13 protein-coding genes are annotated in these 19,059 nt (G+C 45.4%); 4 read left to right on the top strand and 9 right to left on the bottom strand.

The window, feature by feature from the left end:
• Positions 1–3: 3 nt before the first annotated feature.
• The 3 genes from GON05_RS12145 to GON05_RS12135 all read right to left on the bottom strand — a co-directional run bounded on the left by GON05_RS12145 (position 4) and on the right by GON05_RS12135 (position 3,222).
• A complete protein-coding gene (locus GON05_RS12145; protein ID WP_174806808.1) occupies positions 4–840 on the bottom strand; it encodes a carbohydrate ABC transporter permease in 837 nt (278 codons plus the stop codon).
• Between the two features lie 167 nt (positions 841–1,007).
• Entirely contained in the window at positions 1,008–2,108 is a 1,101-nt protein-coding gene (locus tag GON05_RS12140; RefSeq protein WP_157319402.1) for an alcohol dehydrogenase catalytic domain-containing protein, read from the bottom strand.
• A 373-nt stretch (positions 2,109–2,481) separates the two neighbouring features.
• Positions 2,482–3,222 carry an MgtC/SapB family protein gene (locus GON05_RS12135; RefSeq protein ID WP_157319440.1) on the bottom strand — a complete coding sequence of 247 codons (741 nt, stop codon included), beginning with the start codon at positions 3,220–3,222 and terminating at the stop codon, positions 2,482–2,484.
• Positions 3,223–3,552: 330 nt separating this feature from the next.
• Here GON05_RS12135 and GON05_RS12130 point away from each other — a divergent pair, with 330 nt between their 5' ends.
• Positions 3,553–5,037, top strand: a complete 1,485-nt coding sequence (locus tag GON05_RS12130; RefSeq protein ID WP_157319401.1) for an oligosaccharide flippase family protein — start codon at positions 3,553–3,555, stop codon at positions 5,035–5,037.
• Between the two features lie 243 nt (positions 5,038–5,280).
• On the opposite strand, the gene GON05_RS12125 is transcribed toward GON05_RS12130, so the two are convergent.
• On the bottom strand, positions 5,281–7,839 hold the full coding sequence (locus GON05_RS12125) for an asparaginase domain-containing protein (RefSeq protein WP_157319400.1): 2,559 nt from the start codon (positions 7,837–7,839) through the stop codon (positions 5,281–5,283).
• Positions 7,840–7,860: 21 nt separating this feature from the next.
• Positions 7,861–9,030 carry an asparaginase gene (locus GON05_RS12120; protein WP_309492398.1) on the bottom strand — a complete coding sequence of 390 codons (1,170 nt, stop codon included), beginning with the start codon at positions 9,028–9,030 and terminating at the stop codon, positions 7,861–7,863.
• A 692-nt stretch (positions 9,031–9,722) separates the two neighbouring features.
• On the opposite strand from GON05_RS12120, the gene GON05_RS12115 reads away from it, so the two are divergent.
• The 3 genes from GON05_RS12115 (at position 9,723) to GON05_RS12105 (ending at position 14,448) form a co-directional block, all read left to right on the top strand.
• Positions 9,723–11,936, top strand: coding sequence for an amidase family protein (locus tag GON05_RS12115; RefSeq protein ID WP_157319399.1), 2,214 nt, complete (start codon positions 9,723–9,725; stop codon positions 11,934–11,936).
• Positions 11,937–11,967: 31 nt separating this feature from the next.
• Positions 11,968–13,629, top strand: coding sequence for an S-layer homology domain-containing protein (locus GON05_RS12110; protein ID WP_181646585.1), 1,662 nt, complete (start codon positions 11,968–11,970; stop codon positions 13,627–13,629).
• Between the two features lie 135 nt (positions 13,630–13,764).
• Positions 13,765–14,448 (top strand): MBL fold metallo-hydrolase, encoded by a 684-nt coding sequence (locus tag GON05_RS12105; RefSeq protein WP_157319397.1) that lies wholly within the window; start codon positions 13,765–13,767, stop codon positions 14,446–14,448.
• A 79-nt stretch (positions 14,449–14,527) separates the two neighbouring features.
• On the opposite strand, the gene GON05_RS12100 is transcribed toward GON05_RS12105, so the two are convergent.
• From GON05_RS12100 to GON05_RS12085, 4 genes are all read right to left on the bottom strand, one after another.
• Entirely contained in the window at positions 14,528–15,352 is an 825-nt protein-coding gene (locus GON05_RS12100; protein ID WP_157319396.1) for a carbohydrate ABC transporter permease, read from the bottom strand.
• Positions 15,353–15,367: 15 nt separating this feature from the next.
• The gene (locus tag GON05_RS12095; RefSeq protein ID WP_127455939.1) at positions 15,368–16,297 is read right to left on the bottom strand and encodes a carbohydrate ABC transporter permease; all 930 of its coding nucleotides are present in this window, start codon (positions 16,295–16,297) and stop codon (positions 15,368–15,370) included.
• 22 nt (positions 16,298–16,319) lie between these two features.
• Positions 16,320–17,630: an ABC transporter substrate-binding protein gene (locus tag GON05_RS12090; protein ID WP_157319395.1), complete on the bottom strand. Its 1,311-nt coding sequence runs from the start codon at positions 17,628–17,630 to the stop codon at positions 16,320–16,322.
• Positions 17,631–17,696: 66 nt separating this feature from the next.
• Positions 17,697–18,554, bottom strand: a complete 858-nt coding sequence (locus tag GON05_RS12085) for a MurR/RpiR family transcriptional regulator (protein ID WP_458351857.1) — start codon at positions 18,552–18,554, stop codon at positions 17,697–17,699.
• Positions 18,555–19,059 lie beyond the last annotated feature (505 nt).

Genomic DNA, 19,059 nt, shown 5'->3' with positions numbered 1-19,059 from the left:
CCATTAAGAATAATGGACTTTTTTGGACAGTAATCGGAAGTACAGCACGGTCAACAGCCCGATTGCCGCCATCAGTACTACGCCCGTCGCTGAAGCATAACCGATATTCGTCGTACGGAATTCATAAATGTAGTAAACAAGCGTATTGGTTGCTTTATTGGGACCGCCTCCCGTCATGATTCTCACCGTATCAAAAACTTTGAACGAACCGATGGTCATAATGATAAGGATAAAAAATAGCTGTGGCGAAATCATGGGAATCGTTATTGAAAACAGCACCCTAAACTTACTGGCATTATCAATAGCCGCTGCTTCAAGAATCTCTTTAGAAATTCCTCGGATGGCTGCGATGATAATTAGCGTGTAATAGCCGATGCTGTGCCATACCGAAACGAGAATGACAGAAACCAAAGCCGTTCTAGAGCTTTGCAACCATTGGGACGGTGGTAAACCGAGCGCTTTCAACATGTAATTGAGATAACCGACACTTGGCTCCATCATCCAAAGCCATACGAGCGCAATCGATACGATTGAAATAATATGAGGTGTAAAGATACCGACTTGAATCAAGGAATTGAATTTGCTGTTGTTGCTTAGCCAAACGGCTATGATCAAGGATAATGCCAAGGTCAGAACGACAACTCCAATCGTGTACAAGCACGTATTCCATAGTGATTTGTAAAAGTCTTCTCTCGTGAAGATTTCAATAAAATTATCCAGACCAATGAACCTGCTCTTTGCCTTATTCAGCATGTTATATTTAAAGAAGCTTAAATAAATCAGGTACAGAATAGGGTAAATGACAAAAACAAGGATACCGGCCATGGCAGGCGCAATCATGACATACGGGCGAAACTTGCCCCAAAGTCTCTGTTTGTTCAAATGGATCCTCCTTCCGTTAATATAAAAGATATTGATGCTTATTAATGTTTATTTCTTTTGGTAAACGCTTTCTTTTTGCTTAGATAAGTTTACTTCAATTCATTATTTTTGTCATTACTGAAACATCACCATTTGAAATTTAGCAGAATCTTCTTCCACCCTCTGTTGGATTCAGCAAATTCCATAACATGTGCGAAATCTGCTGCGGATTGAATCTGTGTCCGTTCATCCGGAAGCAGCTTCCTTAAGGTTTCCTGGCATTGCAAATCTTTCATAGCTTCCAACACAGGAATGAAATCATCAATAGAACTACGACTGCTTCCTCTCATTGTGATTCCTTTCTCAAGAACGTCCCTCGTATTAATGGGCACCCGATCTTCCGTTACTCCCATCAGAATGAGATGTCCGCCTGGATTTAACACCTCAATAGCTTGATTTATCGCACTTTCTGAGAACTTACCACCCGTGCATTCCAAAGCGACATCATACTTTTCACCTTTGGAAAAATCATAGTCCTGCACCAGTCTGCGGGTGGCAAATTCAAATTGTGCCAGCTTCTCCGGGACAGCACCGAATACAGTGAGGCGGTCTTGACTTACACCATAAACATGATGAAGCATGGCAGCTGCCAAATATCCGACCGGACCGTCTCCGAATACAACTACCTGTGCACTCTTAAGTGCATCAGCAACATGATGGAGTGCTTGATAGGAAACGGAGCTTAGCTCTGTCAGTACGGCAATTTCATCCGGCACTTCATCTGGAATCGGGATTGCACTTGCTGCTGGAAATACCAATCTGCTCTGAGCAATGCCGTCGGTTCCACTTCCCAGAAAACGCCCCCGTGTGCAATAATTTACGCCCTTGCCGCTTCTGCATGACTCACAACAGTTCATCGGATCTGTTCCATCCAGCATATAACCTTGAATGTTCGGTACAATAACAACTCGTTGGCCCGTTTTGACTGCCGGTGTACCACTTGACTTTACGATGCCAATTCCTTCATGAATAAGTGCCATAGGAAGCTTTTTTTCCAACGCTTCTGCTCGCCGTTGCCCACTAAAATAGCGTAAATCCGCATGACACACGCTGCCCAGGGTCGGCTCTACGACAACATCCCAATCTTGCACTTGTTTTTCAAGAACCGTCTCAATTACCTCATGAGGCTTTACTAATCGATATGCACGCGATTGAATACGATTCTGTACGAGTTTTGCTTGTTCCATCTATGATTCCTCCCATTTCTATCTAATGACTTCTGCGGTTGTAAACTACATTTAAATAAATCCAATCAGACCCGCATATGCTGCTTCCGTTCTATGCCGAATTACAGCATAAATCCCTTCTTCTCCTTCCTGCTCATATTTTAATGCAATAAAATGTTTATTACTGCTCATTATTGATTGTTTTGAGTATACTATCCGAATTTCACTTTCGTCAATACGAATTTTTCATAAATATTAGCAGATAATTTGCTTGATTATGTTTAATTACTGTTAAACAAAACAAATAAGCATAGCCGCCTGGCCGCTACCTTCCAAATAGGAAGAGCCACTGCTTCTACGCTTTCTTTACTACGATATGAATGACTTTACTCCCCTAAGAGTGCAAGGATTTAACTACATGTTCGCTACCGCTTCCACCAGAATGTTCATGCTGAGCACTTGGCTCTACACCCAGAACGTCCGGAAGGGAGATAAGCGTTTTCAAAATATCCGTCAACGACTTATCGTTTTGCACTTTAATTGAAATGCCTAATGAAACCTCACCGTTGTAAGCATTAGCTTCCGCTATTTCCATGCGCGGAACCATCTGCATAGTCCTAATGTGTATTTTGAGTTCGGTCAGCTTATTGAAAACAAGATTTAAACTTTCAGGATTACTCGATACACAGAGAATAAATTCTTTGTGTCGGCGTTTCCGTAGGAGGTACTTCTCCCAATGATTCAAAACAAATAGACAAAACAAGACAAGAATGGCTGCCAAAATAGATACATAATAAAATCCTGCCCCTACCGATAGCCCGATTGCGGCTACTACCCAAATCGAGGCCGCCGTAGTCAAGCCGGAAACGGTCGCGCCCGTGCGCATAATGGCTCCCGCACCAAGAAAGCCGATTCCGCTTATCACTTGTGCAGCCAAACGAGCAGGATCAACCCTGACATTCGGTTCAATGATGAAATCATTAAACCCGTAAATAGACAACAGCATGATAGTTGTTGAACCGACACATACAAGAATATGAGTTCGCAGTCCAGCTGCATGATTGCTCCATTCCCTCTCCAGACCAATAAGCCCTCCGAGTACCACAGATAAAATCATGCGAAAAGTAAGCGACATATCGGAAATGTGCCAAATCGAATCATGTGATAACAATAGACGTCCCCCCCTCATTTTTTGCTCGTTAATGAATGATAATGTTCATTAATATTAAAATAATGTTTATTAATGTTTATTACATAGTATTTCATGGATATAGGTGTGTCAAGATGAATAATTGGATTTTCCCACATATTTCTCTCACAGGAATTAACAACCCCACATAAGCAATGATTATCTTTATTTTTCTCCGTTTTCCTTCAAATCCTTGGTTTGTCATACACGAAGGTGTTTGATACGCTTTGGATATCATAAGCGTCCGACCTAATCCACGGAAAAGGGGAAGTCCCCATGCGAACACAGCGATTCAATTTATCTGATACACAACGTTTTTTACTTCGAAACGTGTCTATCATCGGTCTCGGACTTTTTATCAATCAAATGCTGCAAACCGTGGGAAGTATCGTACTCGCCCGGGAGTTAGGTGACCCAGATCGGTTTGGCGAGGTCAATCTGTTGCTGCAAATTTTCGGAATGATCGCACTATTTCTCAATTTCGGCTTCAACTCTTCCTTAATCTATGCGTTTTCGCGCAAACCACTGGAAGCGGTTCAAACCAATTTGCGCGTCGCTTTGACAGGGAGCTTCCTTTTTAGCTTGATTATCGGATTGCTACTCTTAGCTCTAGCTCCACTTTTGGCGAACTACTATCATTTACCAGAGCTTCGAGGCGCATTGCTGCTGAGTTCGATCATGTTTATTTTCAACTCCATTCTAAACATCGGCGTTGCATCCTTCTCCGGGAACCGCGATTTCGGAACGCAAGCCTTCTTTATGGTGATTACGACGGCACTATCCACCACCGGCACAGTGCTAGGCGTACTTTTGCCGCGCGGCAGTATGAGCTTGCTGGAAAACATTTCACTTTGGATGGGCGTAGGAGCATTCCTGACGGCCTTTATTATTTGCATCAAAGTTGAACGTGTGCATAAACCCCTATGGTTCGGTCCGCTTCCGATTCAGGAGGTCAAAACCATGCTTTCGTACGGACTACCAACCTGGGCTGGGAATATCGCAAAAGCTTTCCAACAGCCTTTTCTCGTCATGATGGTAGGATCAAGCTCTGTATTAGCCGTAGGTTATTTAGCAAATGGTTTCCGAATTACCGGCTTCATTGGAATCATCACATGGGCGTTCATGATCGTCACCCTCCCCTTTGTCGCAGAGAACGCACAGGATGCCCAGGAGAGCAAGAATCGCGGTACGAATTGTATCCGCTATAATAACATTTTGCTTTATCCGTTGACCGCAATCATTTGTTTATATCCGAGTCAAATCAATGGATTTTTATTTGGTTCGGACTATTCGACAGGGGATTCCGCTACATACATTCGTCTAATGGCGCTAGGCGTCCTCTTCTCTTCTGTCGGCCGTTTAGGAGGCAGTATTATGGCAGGTATCGGCAAAACGAAATCCACCTTCTGGGTGATGATTGCCGCCGGAATTTTCGTTGTCATTTTAGTCCCTATGGTTGCCGCCAGCAGCCCTGTGCTTGCCGTTTGGATTTATACCGGAGGTTGGGCCGTGTCTGCTCTGACAATGATCGGATTTTATTATTATGAAAAGTTTACGCTTAACTGGTGGAAAGCCTACGGCGAGCCTCTGCTGCCAACAATTGCGATGCTGGTGATGATGGAGGCAGGTCGATTTGCAAAAAGCTGGCTTCCTCTCTTCATTGTCTTGGGTCTTCTTGCTCTCCTCGTTTTCACGATATGGATTGAGAGAACCCGCAAACCGCGGTCAAAGGCAGCTCAACGTGCCGTTGTTGTAGAATGACATGAACACCGCTTAAGCTTTGCTCAAGGGAACTGGAGTTCGCTAATTGGAAGATATCGAGCATTTCGCTCTCTGTGAGGAACTGCAGGGTCTTATTTCGCCTCCATCACCCGTTTTTCAGGTGAAATCGTCACATTAGCGGACCGTAGTTCCCCTCCCAGGCCGAAAGTGTACCTTTTCAGCAAAATAGAGGATCACTGTTCCCATCGCCAAAAAAAAGACCACCCGAAGGTGGCCTTCCCCTTATTTCCGCTGCATCATTTTCATGAGCACCTTAACCGCTTCCGCCCGCGTAGCTGTATCCGCCGGCTCAAACAGATTACCGCTGCGTCCGTCGATAATGCCTAGTAGGCGAATACTCTCTACATGACCTTTCGCCCATGCCGGGATCTCTTCGTCATCGGCAAAGCTGGTTGCCGCTTGCGCTGCCGGCGTCGTACCCAAAGCTGCCGAAATCATCGCCGCCATTTCCACGCGGGAAATTAAGCCATCCGGCCGGAAAGTCTGATCCTCATAGCCGTGAATGATTCCCAAATCTACCGCTTGAGCAACCGCCATTTCAGCCCACGCAGGGATCTGCTGCTGATCTGTGAACGCAGGCGCCGTGCCCTTTTTGTCAACCTTCAGCGCGTTCATCAGCATGACTGTAAACTCGGCCCTCGTAACCGAATTGTCCGGTTTGAACGTCCCGTCTGCATAGCCACTGATGATTTTCTGCGTTACAGCTTGCTTGATGTCCAGTTCCGCCCAGTGTCCAGCTATATCCGAGAAGGAAACTTCCGCACTTCCCGGGCTCTTCGGTTTGTCCACTGCGAACACTGCAAACTTCGTAAAGTGATCTACTTCCACTGTTATTTTGTTATCCACGACAGTTCCGCCGATTTCAATCCACCACTTTTTCGTTTCATCGTAATAAAAAACAGATGGTCGCTGATCTTGACCTAACTTGGCCGGATCAAACAGGAGCGAAATACTTATCGGCTTATCGAAGTTCTTCGTGAAGTTTTTCAAAATCTCAAAAACAGAACTAAGCAGCTTACGACTATCGCTGACTAACCCATCTACATTTTGCAATGCTTCAGCTGTTAGATGAAGCTCTTGACCCGTCGCTCCCTCAGGTATGGTTATCCAAATGGCATCCTTCCAACTTACACTGCGCGTACCGCCTGCTGGAACCGTCACATCTAGCTTGACAGGCACAACAGGAGAAACTGAACCCGAGTTTGACGAACCTGTTGAATCTGACGAACTTCTTGGTGAGTTAGTCTGAATCGTCTTGCTAAGCCCAATACTCTCATTACCCGCAGCATCTATCGCTGTAACACTAAATGTATAGGTCGTACCTGCTGTTAAAGTACTGAGGTTGAAAGAATAATAGACACTTCCTGTAACTGAGGAGTAGACAGTATCAGTAACCGAAGCATACACGCCATTCGTCACTGAAGCGTAGACGTTTCCGACCACGGTGCCGCTTCCCGTCTCATAAATTCGGTATTGCTTCACGCCAATATCATCCGAAGCTTCCGGCCAACTGAGAGTCAGGCTATTTTGTCCAATATTCGTAACCTGAAGGGCGCTGCCCTGCGGCCATACCGGAGCCTCAATATCAGGCGCTTGTGTCTTGAGTTGAATGGCCTGCGTTCCGACAGTTCCAAACCAGTTCTTGATCGTATTAAAATCATTGGAAAAAGCCAAGGACAACAAAAGCATGATTCTGGCATGCTGCGGATTCAAACTGTCTCCAGCGATAATACCGTTACCGCCGCCTGGGTACATTGTGCCCGAGCCCGTTCTTGTTGTGGTGACGAAAATAACACCTTGCTTGATGGCATTACTGCGCGCCGTGCTCATCTTCGACGAAATGCCGCCCGCGCCTGTACCGGCGGTCACGATTCCCTTCGCCCCCTCCGCGACAAATCCCTTAATCGCACCGGCCGAGCTGTCTTGGTAGCCATAAACGATTTCGACTGCCGGGAGTTTATCCTTCGTGATTTTCTTCAAGTCGAATGGGGTCGCCCAGTCCGCCCGACCTGCTTTAAACCGCTTCGCAGTGGTGCGATAAATACGAATGTTGGTCTCATCAATATATCCAAGTGCACCTAGAATCGGTGTTTCAAACGTATCCATGCGTTGTGCGTTCGTCTTGGTTACATCTCTTGCTGCTTGGATGATGTCGTTCAGCATAACCACGGTGCCGAACGATTTCGTTTTACCGCTGCCTGCAAGTTTAATGGCATTGTACAAATTCGCTGGACCATCTGTTCCGATGACGTCCCAGGGTCTCATTGCGCCAGTAACAACGACCGGTTTTTCGCTTCTTACCGTGAGGTCAAGAAAATACGCGATTTCCTCCATGGTATCCGTGCCAGTAGTAACGACCACACCATCATAAACTTCCAATGCTTGATCTACCGCAAGTGAGAGGTCGTACAAATCCCCCATCGAATAACTGCCTGAACCTTTATTGCCAAATTGATACGTGTTCACATTGGCAATTTTGTTTTTATTCGGCAGTTGGTTTACAAGATCGGACATCAAGTAAGTACCTGCTTGATAGGTTTGAAAACTCGTTGCATCTCTTGCTTTACCCGCCAACGTTCCACCGGTTGCGATCACAACAACGTTAGGCAGCCCAGTGTCTCTGTTGTCGGATAGCGGAGGGATCGGGAAAGCCGTCCCCGAAGGTTCCGCCGCACCTGCATGTGACGGATGGTTGAACAATACAGCCAACAGGAGCATCAGAGACATGAAATAGAGCGGGATTAGGCTTCTTTTGAGATTCGGATGATCCATATCATTCATTAAACCTTACCTCCAGGTGAATTAGGATGCCTCTTCCACATCTTGCGTACCATAAGTGCCAAACCAACCTTTAATCACGTTAAAATCACTGGAAAAAGCCATAGAAAGCAGAAGCATAATTCGAGCATGCTGTGCGTTCAAGCTATCCCCAGCGATGATGCCGTTACTCGAGCTAGGATACATAGTACCTGAACCTGTCCGTGTTGTCGTGACGAAAATAACACCTTGTTTGATGGCATTGCTGCGCGCTGCGCTCATCTTCGATGAAATGCCGCCCGCACCTGTTCCTGCCGTCACAATCCCTTTGACGCCATCGGCCACCAGACCGTTAATCGCGCCGCCTCCAGCATCCTGATAAGCATAAGCAATCTCTACGGCAGGGAGCTTGTCCTTCGTAATTGTCTTCAAGTCAAAAGGGGTCGCCCAATCCGTTTCTCCTGCTTTAAGCGCTCTAGCCGTAGCACGATAAATACTAATATTCGTCTCATCGATATAACCAAGTGCGCCGAGGATAGGCGTTTCAAAGGTATCCATACGGTGAGCGTTCGTTTTGGTCACTTCTCTCGCTGCTTGAATGGTGTCATTCAGCATAAGGACAGTACCAAATGATTTCGTTTTTCCACTGCCTGCAAGCTTAATGGCGTTGTACAGGTTCGCTGGACCGTCCGTTCCGATAACATCCCAAGGTCTCATAGCCCCAGTAACGACAACCGGCTTTTCACTTCTAACCGTGAGGTCAAGAAAATACGCGATTTCTTCCATCGTGTCCGTCCCGGAAGTGACAACCACGCCATCATAAACTTCTAACGCTTGATCCACAGCAAGCGACAGATCGTACAAGTCACCTATGGAATAGCTGCCTGACCCTTTATTTCCAAATTGATAGGTGTTCACATTAGCGATTTTATCTTTATTCGGCAATTGGTTTACCAAGTCCGACATCAGATACGTTCCTGCTTGATAAGTTTGAAAACTCGTTGCATCCGTTGCTTTACCTGCAAGCGTACCGCCGGTTGCGATTACGATAACGTTAGGCAGCTGGGGATTTCTGCTGTCTGATAGCGGAGGGATCGCCGCAGCCGCACTCGCAGAGGTCGGATTCATAAATACCAACATCATACTAAAGAGAGCCAAGACAAGGAACGGGATGAGGACCTTTTTGCTGAGTTTACTTTCATGAATAAATGTCACGTAAGAAAACCTCCATGTTAGGTATTTTTTGATTTAAACGCTTAAACACACCCCAATCGTATTTAATGTTATATTATTTATCAAATACATTACATAACCATAAAAACGCATACATATTAAAATATCATTGTTTTACGAGATTTTTCACTCGTTTATCTATGTTTTTAAGAATAGACTTTGATAGAATAACAGAGAAATTAAACACTATTCTTCTAAGCCTATATCAAATACATAACACAGACATTACACAAAATAACCTTCAATTGCCTTTTGCAACGCCCAACAATATTAATAGCAAGCACTTCAAAATAAGTCCAACGATAAAATTACATATTTAGACATATGTCATAAAAGTTAACTTATAAACTTAAGAATCGCACCGTAATTTACATTTTTAAAAATTTTAGAATGTTTGCATGCGCTTTCTTGGTAAAATCTACCTTGTTCATTAACAAATGATGTAATAGAATGATGTCCATAAGTGAAAATAACCAAGTAGAGGTGATATTATCTAACATAAAATTCACTTTATTATCCCCTTCAAGTTATTGGTCTCAGGTTAATTTATCATTTCTATCAAACTAGCAACTGAACAACAGCATGATTTCCCCTACGACAAAAAGATTAAGTTCCTCATTAGCTCAGAATTACCCACGTTCAATAAATTCGTAATCGTTATTGGAGGCGTCTTCATGAAATCCTTATTATCCAGAAGCTCTATTTCGAAGGTACTTTCCACAGCCCTTATTGCAGCTACGTTGCCTATAGGAGCAATGAACGCTGCCGCAGAAACCTCGATCTCCAGCGTCGATTCGCCGAACAGTTCGTCTACAGTAACAGAAACTGTATATCAAACAGCACCCAATGTTGTCGTTTTGCCACCAGGGTCGGAATCCGTCCTTCTGACAGGCCCTTCAACGACAATCAGCGGAGCGTTATTCGATGTTGATGTAGCGTTAACCGGAGTTAGCGGTAAAGTGACTGCCCAGAAGTTTATCATCGAGTTTAATCCTGCCCGAGTTGATTTCATCGATGTACAAGCCGTAGACAGTTCAACTACTATCGTTGGACAAAATGCAGAGCTAGGTAAGGCAACAGTCGTCACTGCCAGCATTAGCGAGTCAGCCGTCAATAATAAAACACTGATCCGCCTTAAATTCAAAGCAAAAGCAAATGGCGGCGTACAGGATATTAAGGTGAGCGCTGAGCTTGGCCTTGCAGATACAGGCATAATCCAAGCAACACGTTTTGGCAGCCTCAGCTTGCAAACGAACCAAGTTACCGGAGACCTAAATGGTAATGGTGCGCTTGATATCGGTGATTTAGCTTTACTCGCTCCTTATTACGGTATTACATCTACTCACGCTTCATGGTCCAAGGCGGCTGGCGCCGATTTCAACCAAAACGGATCGATTGATCTGACGGATCTAGGCTTATTAGGCAAAAAGGTATTGTATGATACAAAGCAATTCGAGCTGATGGAAGCATCGGTGATGGATATTCAAAATGCGATGAATGCCGGTAAACTGACAGCCGTCCAGCTTGTTACGAAATATTTGGCACGTATCGATGCCTATGATCAAAAAGGGCCTGAAATCAAAGCCATTCTTAACGTTAATCCGAAGGCACTCGAAGAAGCAGCAGCTTTAGACAAAGAGCGCAGCGAAAAAGGACCTAGAGGCCCGCTTCATGGAATCCCCGTTATTGTGAAGGACAACTTCAATACAATTGGCATGCCAACAACAGCCGGATGTATTTGTCTAAAAGCAAACAACACCTCGACCGATGCGTATATGATTAAAAAGCTGAAGAATGCAGGCGCAATTATACTCGCAAAATCTAATCTCCATGAATTCGCCTTTGGAACGACAACACTCAGTTCGCTTGGCGGACAGACCAAAAACCCGTATGATCTGACCACGAACCCCGGCGGATCAAGCGGCGGTACCGGTGCGGCTCTTGCGGCAAACTTCGGCACGATCGGCCTCGGAACAGATACAGGCGGCTCTATTCGAATTCCCTCCTCGCGCAACGCACTCGTAGGTATTCGTCCTACAATCGGGTTGACGAGCCGTGAAGGCATTATTCCTCTCGCCCACTCTCAGGATGTCGGTGGTCCAATGGCTCGGTCCGTAGCCGATGCTGCGATTGCACTTGATGTTGTAAGCGGATATGATCCGAACGACCTTGTCACCGCTCTATCAACCGGTAATATTCCGAAGAGCTACACCGATTATTTGGATAAGGACGGTTTAAAAGGAGCGAGAATCGGCGTCATACGCTCACTGTCAACCGGGAACGACGCTGCTTTCAATGCGGCCATTGACAAAATGAAAGAGCTTGGCGCAACCGTCATCGACAACGTAATCATACCGAACCAATCCAAAATCCTCGGCTACGCCAGCTTGAGCGGTACGGAATTTAAGTTTGATCTAAATGATTACTTGGCTACTCTCGGCGCGAACGCTCCCTACAAGACACTGACAGAAATCATTGCATCCAACGACATTTTACAAAGCCAAAAAAGTTCAATGATTCAGCGCGATAACGTGACGACATTGGAAACACTCAACTACTATAAAGATCTTTGGGAACGCACAAAACTCACACAACAATCGCTAACTCAAGTATTAGGTGAAAATTCATTAGATGCCATCATGTATGCAACAACATCAGGGAATGCGAACCGGTTAAGCCCTTATTCCGGGTTCCCCGCTATCAGCTTCCCGGCAGGCTACAACAACCAAGTTCCATTCGGAATTGAACTCCTGGGGAGAGAATACGACGAAGGAACTTTGATTAAACTGGCATACTCCTTTGAACAAGCAACCCACGTTCGTACGATGCCGGCATCCACCCCTGCCCTAACAAACGAGGAGGAGTCCAAGCTCGTATTAACACCGTAAGCAATTTTCGATGAAAGGTCGGGACATAGATATGGCACGCATGCTGCTCGGGCTTACTTTATCTTTATGTTTAGCTGTTGGACTTTGGCTTCCGCAGGTTGCGGCAGCCTCCGTCGACCCTGTATTTTCTGTAACAACTTCAACAAACTCCTTACTGCAAAATCAAACAGTAAAGGTAGACATCCAAGGCGATTCCTTAAACGATCTATTCGCTTATGAGCTTAACCTGTATTATGACGGGTCCATCCTTCAACCGGATACTACGCAAAAATTTACCGATCTGAACGGCTTTGCACTTCCAATCAAGATTGTGCGGGAAGGCGGCACACACGTGCAGCTCGTTTATACGAAAACAGGATCATTAACCGGTCTGAGCGGCTCTGTCAAACTCGGTACCTTAACTTTCAGGGCAGTAGGTACCGGCACTGTAGATCTAACGCTAAAACAAGTTAAGATCAGCACCAGCTCTCTCAAGGAAGAGAAGCTGCTTACGCCGAATGCCAAAGCAACTATCCTGGTAGATAGCCGAGAAAGGCCGACATTAGGAAGCTATCCGGCACCGACGGTCTCAACCCCAGCAGAACCAAATGTTGTTTCCGTGAAACCGGAACAACTACAGACCAGCGGAACAGAGAAGATTGCCATCTCCCTGCCAACGGGTGCTCAGCAGATCCTTTTACCTTCTAACACCGCCGAGTTGCTAGGCGATAAAAAGCTTGAGATTCAAGCGGAGAAGCTCAAACTGGAATTGCCAGCGGAAGTGTTCACCCAACTGATCAATCTTGTCAATGAGCTGGAACGCTCCGACAGTAAAATCACGTTAGCCATCGAACCGGATAACGAGCCAACGGTTGGCGAAGGGGTACTTAGTCAGGCTACGAATCAACTAGGCGCGAGCGTGAAACTAGGCAGTTTGATCTACAACATTAAGCTGTATGTGACGACTAAAGCAGGCCAAACCTTGAGCGTTACCAGTTTCGAACAACCTGTTCAAATTCAATTCAAACTCGATTCTGCTGTAAATCCGAAACTGAGCAGCGTGTATTACATCTCTGATAATGGAGGGCTGGAGCGCGTAGGAGGAACTTACTTTAGTGGTGATTTAAGCTCCGACATCTCTCATTTCAGCAAATACACCGTTCTGGAAGTATCTAAATCTTTCGCTGATGTTCCACAATCCCACTGGGCGGCGGATGTCATTCAAGAATTAGCCTCTAAACTTATTATTAGCGGTACAAGTGAACAAAACTTCGAACCCGAGAGCAAGGTCACACGCGCACAATTTACGGCACTTATGGCAAGAGCCTTGAAATTGAAGATGACCAATTCAACCACCTCATTCCAGGATGTGCAATCATCCGACTGGTTCGCCCCTGAGGTTGCCGCTGCCGTACAAGCCGGCATTGTGAATGGCAGAGAAATCGATAAGTTCGAGCCGAATGCTTTGGTCTCGCGCGAAGAAATGACGGCCATACTAATGCGGTCTTACAGCCTTCTGCACGGTAAAACCGATCCGGCAGCAGCGCCCTCTTTCTCGGACGAAGCCGCCATCGGACAATGGGTCCTAGCCGATGTAAAAGCAGCAGCAGCTCTAGGTTTGATACAAGGCCGCTCCGAAGGCCAATTCGAGCCTCAAGGCTTTGCAACGCGAGCTGAAGCAGCGCAGGTATTGTACCGTTTGTTATCGAAATAAACAAAACGAACAGGGAGGGGACGCCTAGTCCCCTCCTTCGCCTGCTCTCTTTTATCCCTCTACGCAGAACTTGTTTTTCTACAGCAATAGAGGAATAATAAGAGAGTATACAATCTTAATTAGGCGGTGTTCGAATTGGTTCAATTGGGCTCAGGCATTACAACTATTCAGCTAAGTGTAGCAAACAACAGCAACTCCTTCATCCCTACTATCCTATGGGACGATCAAGACGTCATTCTCTTTGATACAGGCATTCCCGGCCAACTAGAGCTGATTCGTGCCGCGTTCCAGGAATTGTCCATTCCTTTCGAGAAGTTGACCAAAATTATCATTACCCACCAAGACATGGATCATATCGGCAGCCTGCCGGCGCTGGTGGAAGCTTTCGGAGACCAGGTTCAAGTGCTGGCTCACGAAACCGCCGTGCCTTATCTAGCCGGGGAGATCCCGCTCGTAAAGAGCAAAAAGCTCGCTCCACCCGTCAAAGTCGACGTAGCCCTTAAAGACGGCGATATTTTACCGTTTGTTGGCGGCATTCGTGTCGTCTATACGCCAGGTCACACGCCGGATCATACCTCCTATTATCATATCCCGAGCAAAACCCTGATCGCTGGTGATGCTCTAACAGCGAAGGATGGCGTTCTGCAATCCTATAACCCGACCTATACACCGGATCAGGAAACAGCGCTCGCATCCATTGCAAAGCTCCAAGAGTTGGACCTTAACGCAATCATCGCTTTCCATGGTGGTGTTTGCACCGACAATCTGCAGGCGCGTTTGCAGGAAATCGTTACGGCAGGCCCCGTAGTGAATAACTAATTATTGCAAGTAAAAAAACCTCCATATCCACTAGTATCGTGGATATGGAGGTTCTTTTTGTGATTTTCTCAACATGAAATTACTTAACTGCTCCAGCCGTCATGCCTTCCATAAACTGTTTGGAAGCCAAGAAGAAAATAACCATCATTGGCACAGACGCCAGGGTTAGTCCAGCGAACAGCATACTTAAGTCTGTCGAGTACTGCCCGAACAAGGAGAGCATACCGACCGGAATTGTCTTCTTCGCATCATCCTGTATGAAAATTAGCGGGAAAAAGAAATCATTCCATGCCATGATGAAATTCATAATCATGACCGTCCCGAGCGCTGGCCGAATTAAAGGCAGTAAAACATGCCACATCACACCAAAATCAGACGAACCATCGATGCGTGCCGCCTCTTCCAACTCCTTCGGCAGCGTTCTGAAGAAGCCCGTTAAGATCAGAATGGCTAGCGGCAATCCGATCGCCGTATACACGCTAACCAACGACCAAATGCTGTTCAGCATCGAGAGTTTCTTCATTAGAAGAAACAAAGGTACAATCCCGAGTTTGATGGGTATCATCATGCCCAAGAGAAAGAAAAAAAACAAGGCTCCATTCCAGCGGAACGGATATCTGGCAATATAGAAGGAAACCATAACCCCAAATAACAAAATGAGAACCACTGACACAACACTAACTACAAGACTATTCCAAAAATAGCTGAAAAACGGTATTTGATGCACTAATTTACTGTAGGCCGCAAACGAGATGGACGTTGGCAGTGACATCGGATTTTTCAAAATTTGAATATTCGTTTTTAACGAGGAGGTCAGCATCAGAAAAATCGGATACAAACTGACCAGTGCCCCCAAATACGCCGCAGCATATTGGAGTCCCCGAACTGATTTGTTGGTTTTCATGGTCCGCCTCCTGTCTTAATGCTGAGCCGACTGGTTCCTGGTGAAGTACAGGAACAAAGCGGAAATCGTTGCAATAATGAAAAATAACACAACAGCCAATGCGGAACCAAGACCAAGCGCCACCGAATCTCCGCCGGACGAGCCGCCAAATGCAATGCGATAAAAGAATACAGCCAACGTGTCCGTCGAGTTGTAGGGTTCACCTTGTGAGCCTTCCATCGCATAAATTAACTCGAAGGCTTCGAAAGCATGGATAAACGTGAAAACCGTAATAATGATTAGCGACTGACTCATCATAGGAAGGATCATCGAGCGGATTAAACGAAACCCCTTAACGCCATCCATCCTAGCCGCTTCAATAACTTCCGTAGAAATTGCATGTAAACCGGCAAGGAAGATTAACATCGAGAAACCAACGCCAAACCAACTATTGACGATTGTAATCGAGGTAAGCGCCGTAGCCGGATCCCCAAGCCAAGGCTTTGCCCATGAAACAAGGCCGATCTTTTTGAGCATAACATTCACGACACCATTATTCGGGTTCAACATGAGCTTCCACAAGAAACCCACCACGATGACAGACAGCAATCTCGGTAAGAAGTAGGCCATTTTCAAGAAATTAGAACCTTTAACTTTACTATAAACCAGATAAGCAAGTACAAAGGCAAGTACGTTCTGTACAGCCATCTCTACAGCAAAATAATAAAGATTATGGCCAAAGGCGTTCCAAAACAGATGATTAAACGGCTCCTTCGTAAACAAACTTACGAAATTGCCTAGACCAATGAATTCTCCGCGAACGAGGCCTTTCCAATCAAAAAAGCTGTAACCAAACGCGGATAGAATCGGGTAAATAACGAACAGGATATACACTGCAAGGGCAGGGACCGGGAACAGATGAACTGCTCCCTTTTTCCACCCGGACGTTTTGGCCAAGTTATTCATGTCCCCCACACCTTTACTTTACTTATTTCTTTGGTTTAAACCAGGAATCTGCACTCTTTTGAACTTCCTCTGTCACTTGCTCCGGTGTTAATTTGTTCAAATACATTCCTTGGATGGAGTTTTCCAATGTCGCTTTCGTTGTCGGGTTACCTGCATTAAAGTAAACGACTGCAGCATATGGTGTGGAGATCGAATCGGCATTTTTGGCAATTTTAGCTACCAATGGATCATTTGCCGGCACACCTGGAATCGTGCTTGGTTTCTGCAATTCATTCACAGCAAGTGCTCCAAACTCTTTGGACGTCAAAAACTCCATGAACTTCAGAGCTTCCTGTTTATGAGCGGATTTGGCATTAACGGAGAATGAACCGTCCACCCAAGTCGTTACCGTTTGCTTGCCATCTGCCTTCACTGGCGGAACCGGGAATACATCCATTTGTAGATCAGGATTCGTTTTTTTCATAACGGCATATTCCCAATCTCCCATTACCATCATGGCTGCTTGCTCCGTAACAAACATATTTCTCATGTCGTCCATGCCGATTCCTACATAGTTATCCGGGAAATAAGGCGTTAAATCTTTCATCATTTTAATGGAAGCCACATATTCCGGACTTTTGAAGTTCGCAGCACCGCTAAGAATTTTCTTCATGAAATCCGTGCCGTAAACAGAAGGTCCAAGCGTTCCTTCCGTCAGCGAAAGAATCCAGCCTTCTTTAGAACCAAACGCGAATGGCGTTACTTTATTTTTCTTCAATGTATCTGCTGTTTTTACAAGCTCATCCCATGTCTTAGGTTCTTGAAGATTATATTTTTGGAAGATTTTCTTGTTGTAGAACACTTGCGTTGAGCTGAAAACAGTTGGAACCCCGTATACTTTCCCGTCGGATCCCGTAGCAGCGAGCAAGGTGTCTTTCGAGAAAACATCCATGCCTTTAACATTCGTCAACGGCTCCAAGTAGCCCGCATCCGCCAAAGCTGCACCTGCCGCATAAGGACGAAGATGAATAATATCAGGACCATTCCCACTTTGTAGAGCTGTATTCAGAGCTGTGTTATACTCTGTATTCTTGGTCGGTTTAAACTCGATATCAATGTTCGGGTTTTTCTTTTTGAACTCTGCAATGATCTTTGCGTAAGCTTCTGTATCTTCTGTACGCCAGCTACCCATTGTCAGCTTTACTTTATCCTGTGGCGCTGCTGTTGTTGTTGTTGGTGCAGTACTTGCTGTACCGGAAGTTGCACTTGGCGTTGCGGTGTTACTGCTGCATGCTACAAGCATGGAGGATGCTGCGACCATCGTTAAAACTGCCCCACTGAATAAACGTTTCATAAAAAAGCCTCCCTTTAATTTTTCATATCTATGTTTAACCTCCAAAACCACAAGAGGACCAAACCGTTATCCGATACGTTTCCCCACACTAACTGCTTGCCGAGTCATATCCAGCGATTTCACACTTTCCTCGTAGTGACAACCCGCGATTCCTACATACAAAATATCTATGACATTCAGCTGAGCAATTCTTGATGCCATCGCTCCGCTGCGAATACTTTTCTCCAAGGTACTAATAAACAGCTGGATATCAGCGAGCTCCGCCACCGGATTAGCTCCGAATCTAGTCAATGTAATGACAACTGCGCCATTTTTCTTGGCTACAGCGAGTGAACGAATCATATCTTCCGTTTGACCCGTGTAGGAAATACCAAAAACCACATCACCCGGAAGCAAGTTGGCCGCAATCGTAGCTTGGGCATCGAACCCCGTACCAATCTCGCACCACCGGTTAATCCGTGAAAGCTTTTGCTTGAAATCCTCCGCAATGACCCCTGAGGCGCCTACACCAAACACACCAATTTTCCTCGCAGCGCTTAGCGTTTGTATAGCTTTCTCTACACTTTCTGGCGAAAGAACGGTTAGTGTATCTTGAATTGAAACAATATTGTTTGTTGTGACTGATTTAATGAGTTCCCCTACTGAACTGTTCGCATTAATTTCCTGATAAGCTTCTGTCGGTAATGACGTCTGCGACAAATCCCCGGCGACTCGCATCTTAAGTTCCTGAAACCCTTTAAAATGAAGCGAGCGGGAAAGCCGTATAATTGTCGCTTCACTAACACCGGCGAACTCCGCCAATTTCTGTACCGAAAGGCTAACAACCTCTTGCGGATGTTCCAAAATATACTGTGCAACTTTGCGCTCACTCGGCGTCAAGCTTGCCATAGCAGCTTCTATGCTCACTAATCCACCTTTTAACATAGGCAACATCCTCAACAGTTTTTTCGATATCTCAATTTTATGTTAATAAAGCTGACTTATAATCCTCATTATAATGAGTTTTATTTCAATTTGTAAATACTTTTCTGAAATTTTATTTCTCCTATGTTATGTAAACTATCACACTTTAAAATTAAAGCGTATACATTTTTTCAGTCTTTTTTTAAGTGCAGAAAATGTCACATCGCGCGCCACTGTTCGCAGAAAGGCACGAACCACATAAAGCTCCATATAAAAACTTTCAGGAAAGTTTTTCCACGACACTCCAGTTAGCTTGCATGCACATCGGCAGTTTTGCCCCCATCACCACTCTAAAGGGAACTGGAGTCCCCTATTTCGAGAAAAACGGGCTGTATCCTGTCCGAGCGGAACTACAGGGTCTTAATTGTCCGCGATACCACGTTACACAGCAGAAATCAGCAAAATAGCGCCCCACAGTTCCACTTCCTCGTGGAAAGTGTGCTTTTACGGCAAAATAACGGACCGT

The organism is Paenibacillus anseongensis, assembly GCF_009757995.1.
Taxonomy (GTDB): Bacteria; Bacillota; Bacilli; order Paenibacillales; family NBRC-103111; genus Paenibacillus_E; species Paenibacillus_E chondroitinus.
The sequence above is the reverse complement of the archived record's forward strand: the minus strand, read 5'-3'. Positions and strand labels throughout refer to the sequence as shown.

What these genes read in the sequence shown, in the direction of transcription:
- GON05_RS12145 (WP_174806808.1), bottom strand. Translation starts at nt 840, where the DNA reads ATGATTGCGCCTGCCATGGCCGGTATCCTTGTTTTTGTCATTTACCCT.
- GON05_RS12140 (WP_157319402.1), bottom strand. Translation starts at nt 2,108, where the DNA reads ATGGAACAAGCAAAACTCGTACAGAATCGTATTCAATCGCGTGCATAT.
- GON05_RS12135 (WP_157319440.1), bottom strand. Translation starts at nt 3,222, where the DNA reads ATGTCGCTTACTTTTCGCATGATTTTATCTGTGGTACTCGGAGGGCTT.
- GON05_RS12130 (WP_157319401.1), top strand. Translation starts at nt 3,553, where the DNA reads ATGCGAACACAGCGATTCAATTTATCTGATACACAACGTTTTTTACTT.
- GON05_RS12125 (WP_157319400.1), bottom strand. Translation starts at nt 7,839, where the DNA reads ATGAATGATATGGATCATCCGAATCTCAAAAGAAGCCTAATCCCGCTC.
- GON05_RS12115 (WP_157319399.1), top strand. Translation starts at nt 9,723, where the DNA reads ATGAAATCCTTATTATCCAGAAGCTCTATTTCGAAGGTACTTTCCACA.
- GON05_RS12110 (WP_181646585.1), top strand. Translation starts at nt 11,968, where the DNA reads ATGGCACGCATGCTGCTCGGGCTTACTTTATCTTTATGTTTAGCTGTT.
- GON05_RS12100 (WP_157319396.1), bottom strand. Translation starts at nt 15,352, where the DNA reads ATGAAAACCAACAAATCAGTTCGGGGACTCCAATATGCTGCGGCGTAT.
- GON05_RS12095 (WP_127455939.1), bottom strand. Translation starts at nt 16,297, where the DNA reads ATGAATAACTTGGCCAAAACGTCCGGGTGGAAAAAGGGAGCAGTTCAT.
- GON05_RS12090 (WP_157319395.1), bottom strand. Translation starts at nt 17,630, where the DNA reads ATGAAACGTTTATTCAGTGGGGCAGTTTTAACGATGGTCGCAGCATCC.
- GON05_RS12085 (WP_458351857.1), bottom strand. Translation starts at nt 18,554, where the DNA reads ATGTTAAAAGGTGGATTAGTGAGCATAGAAGCTGCTATGGCAAGCTTG.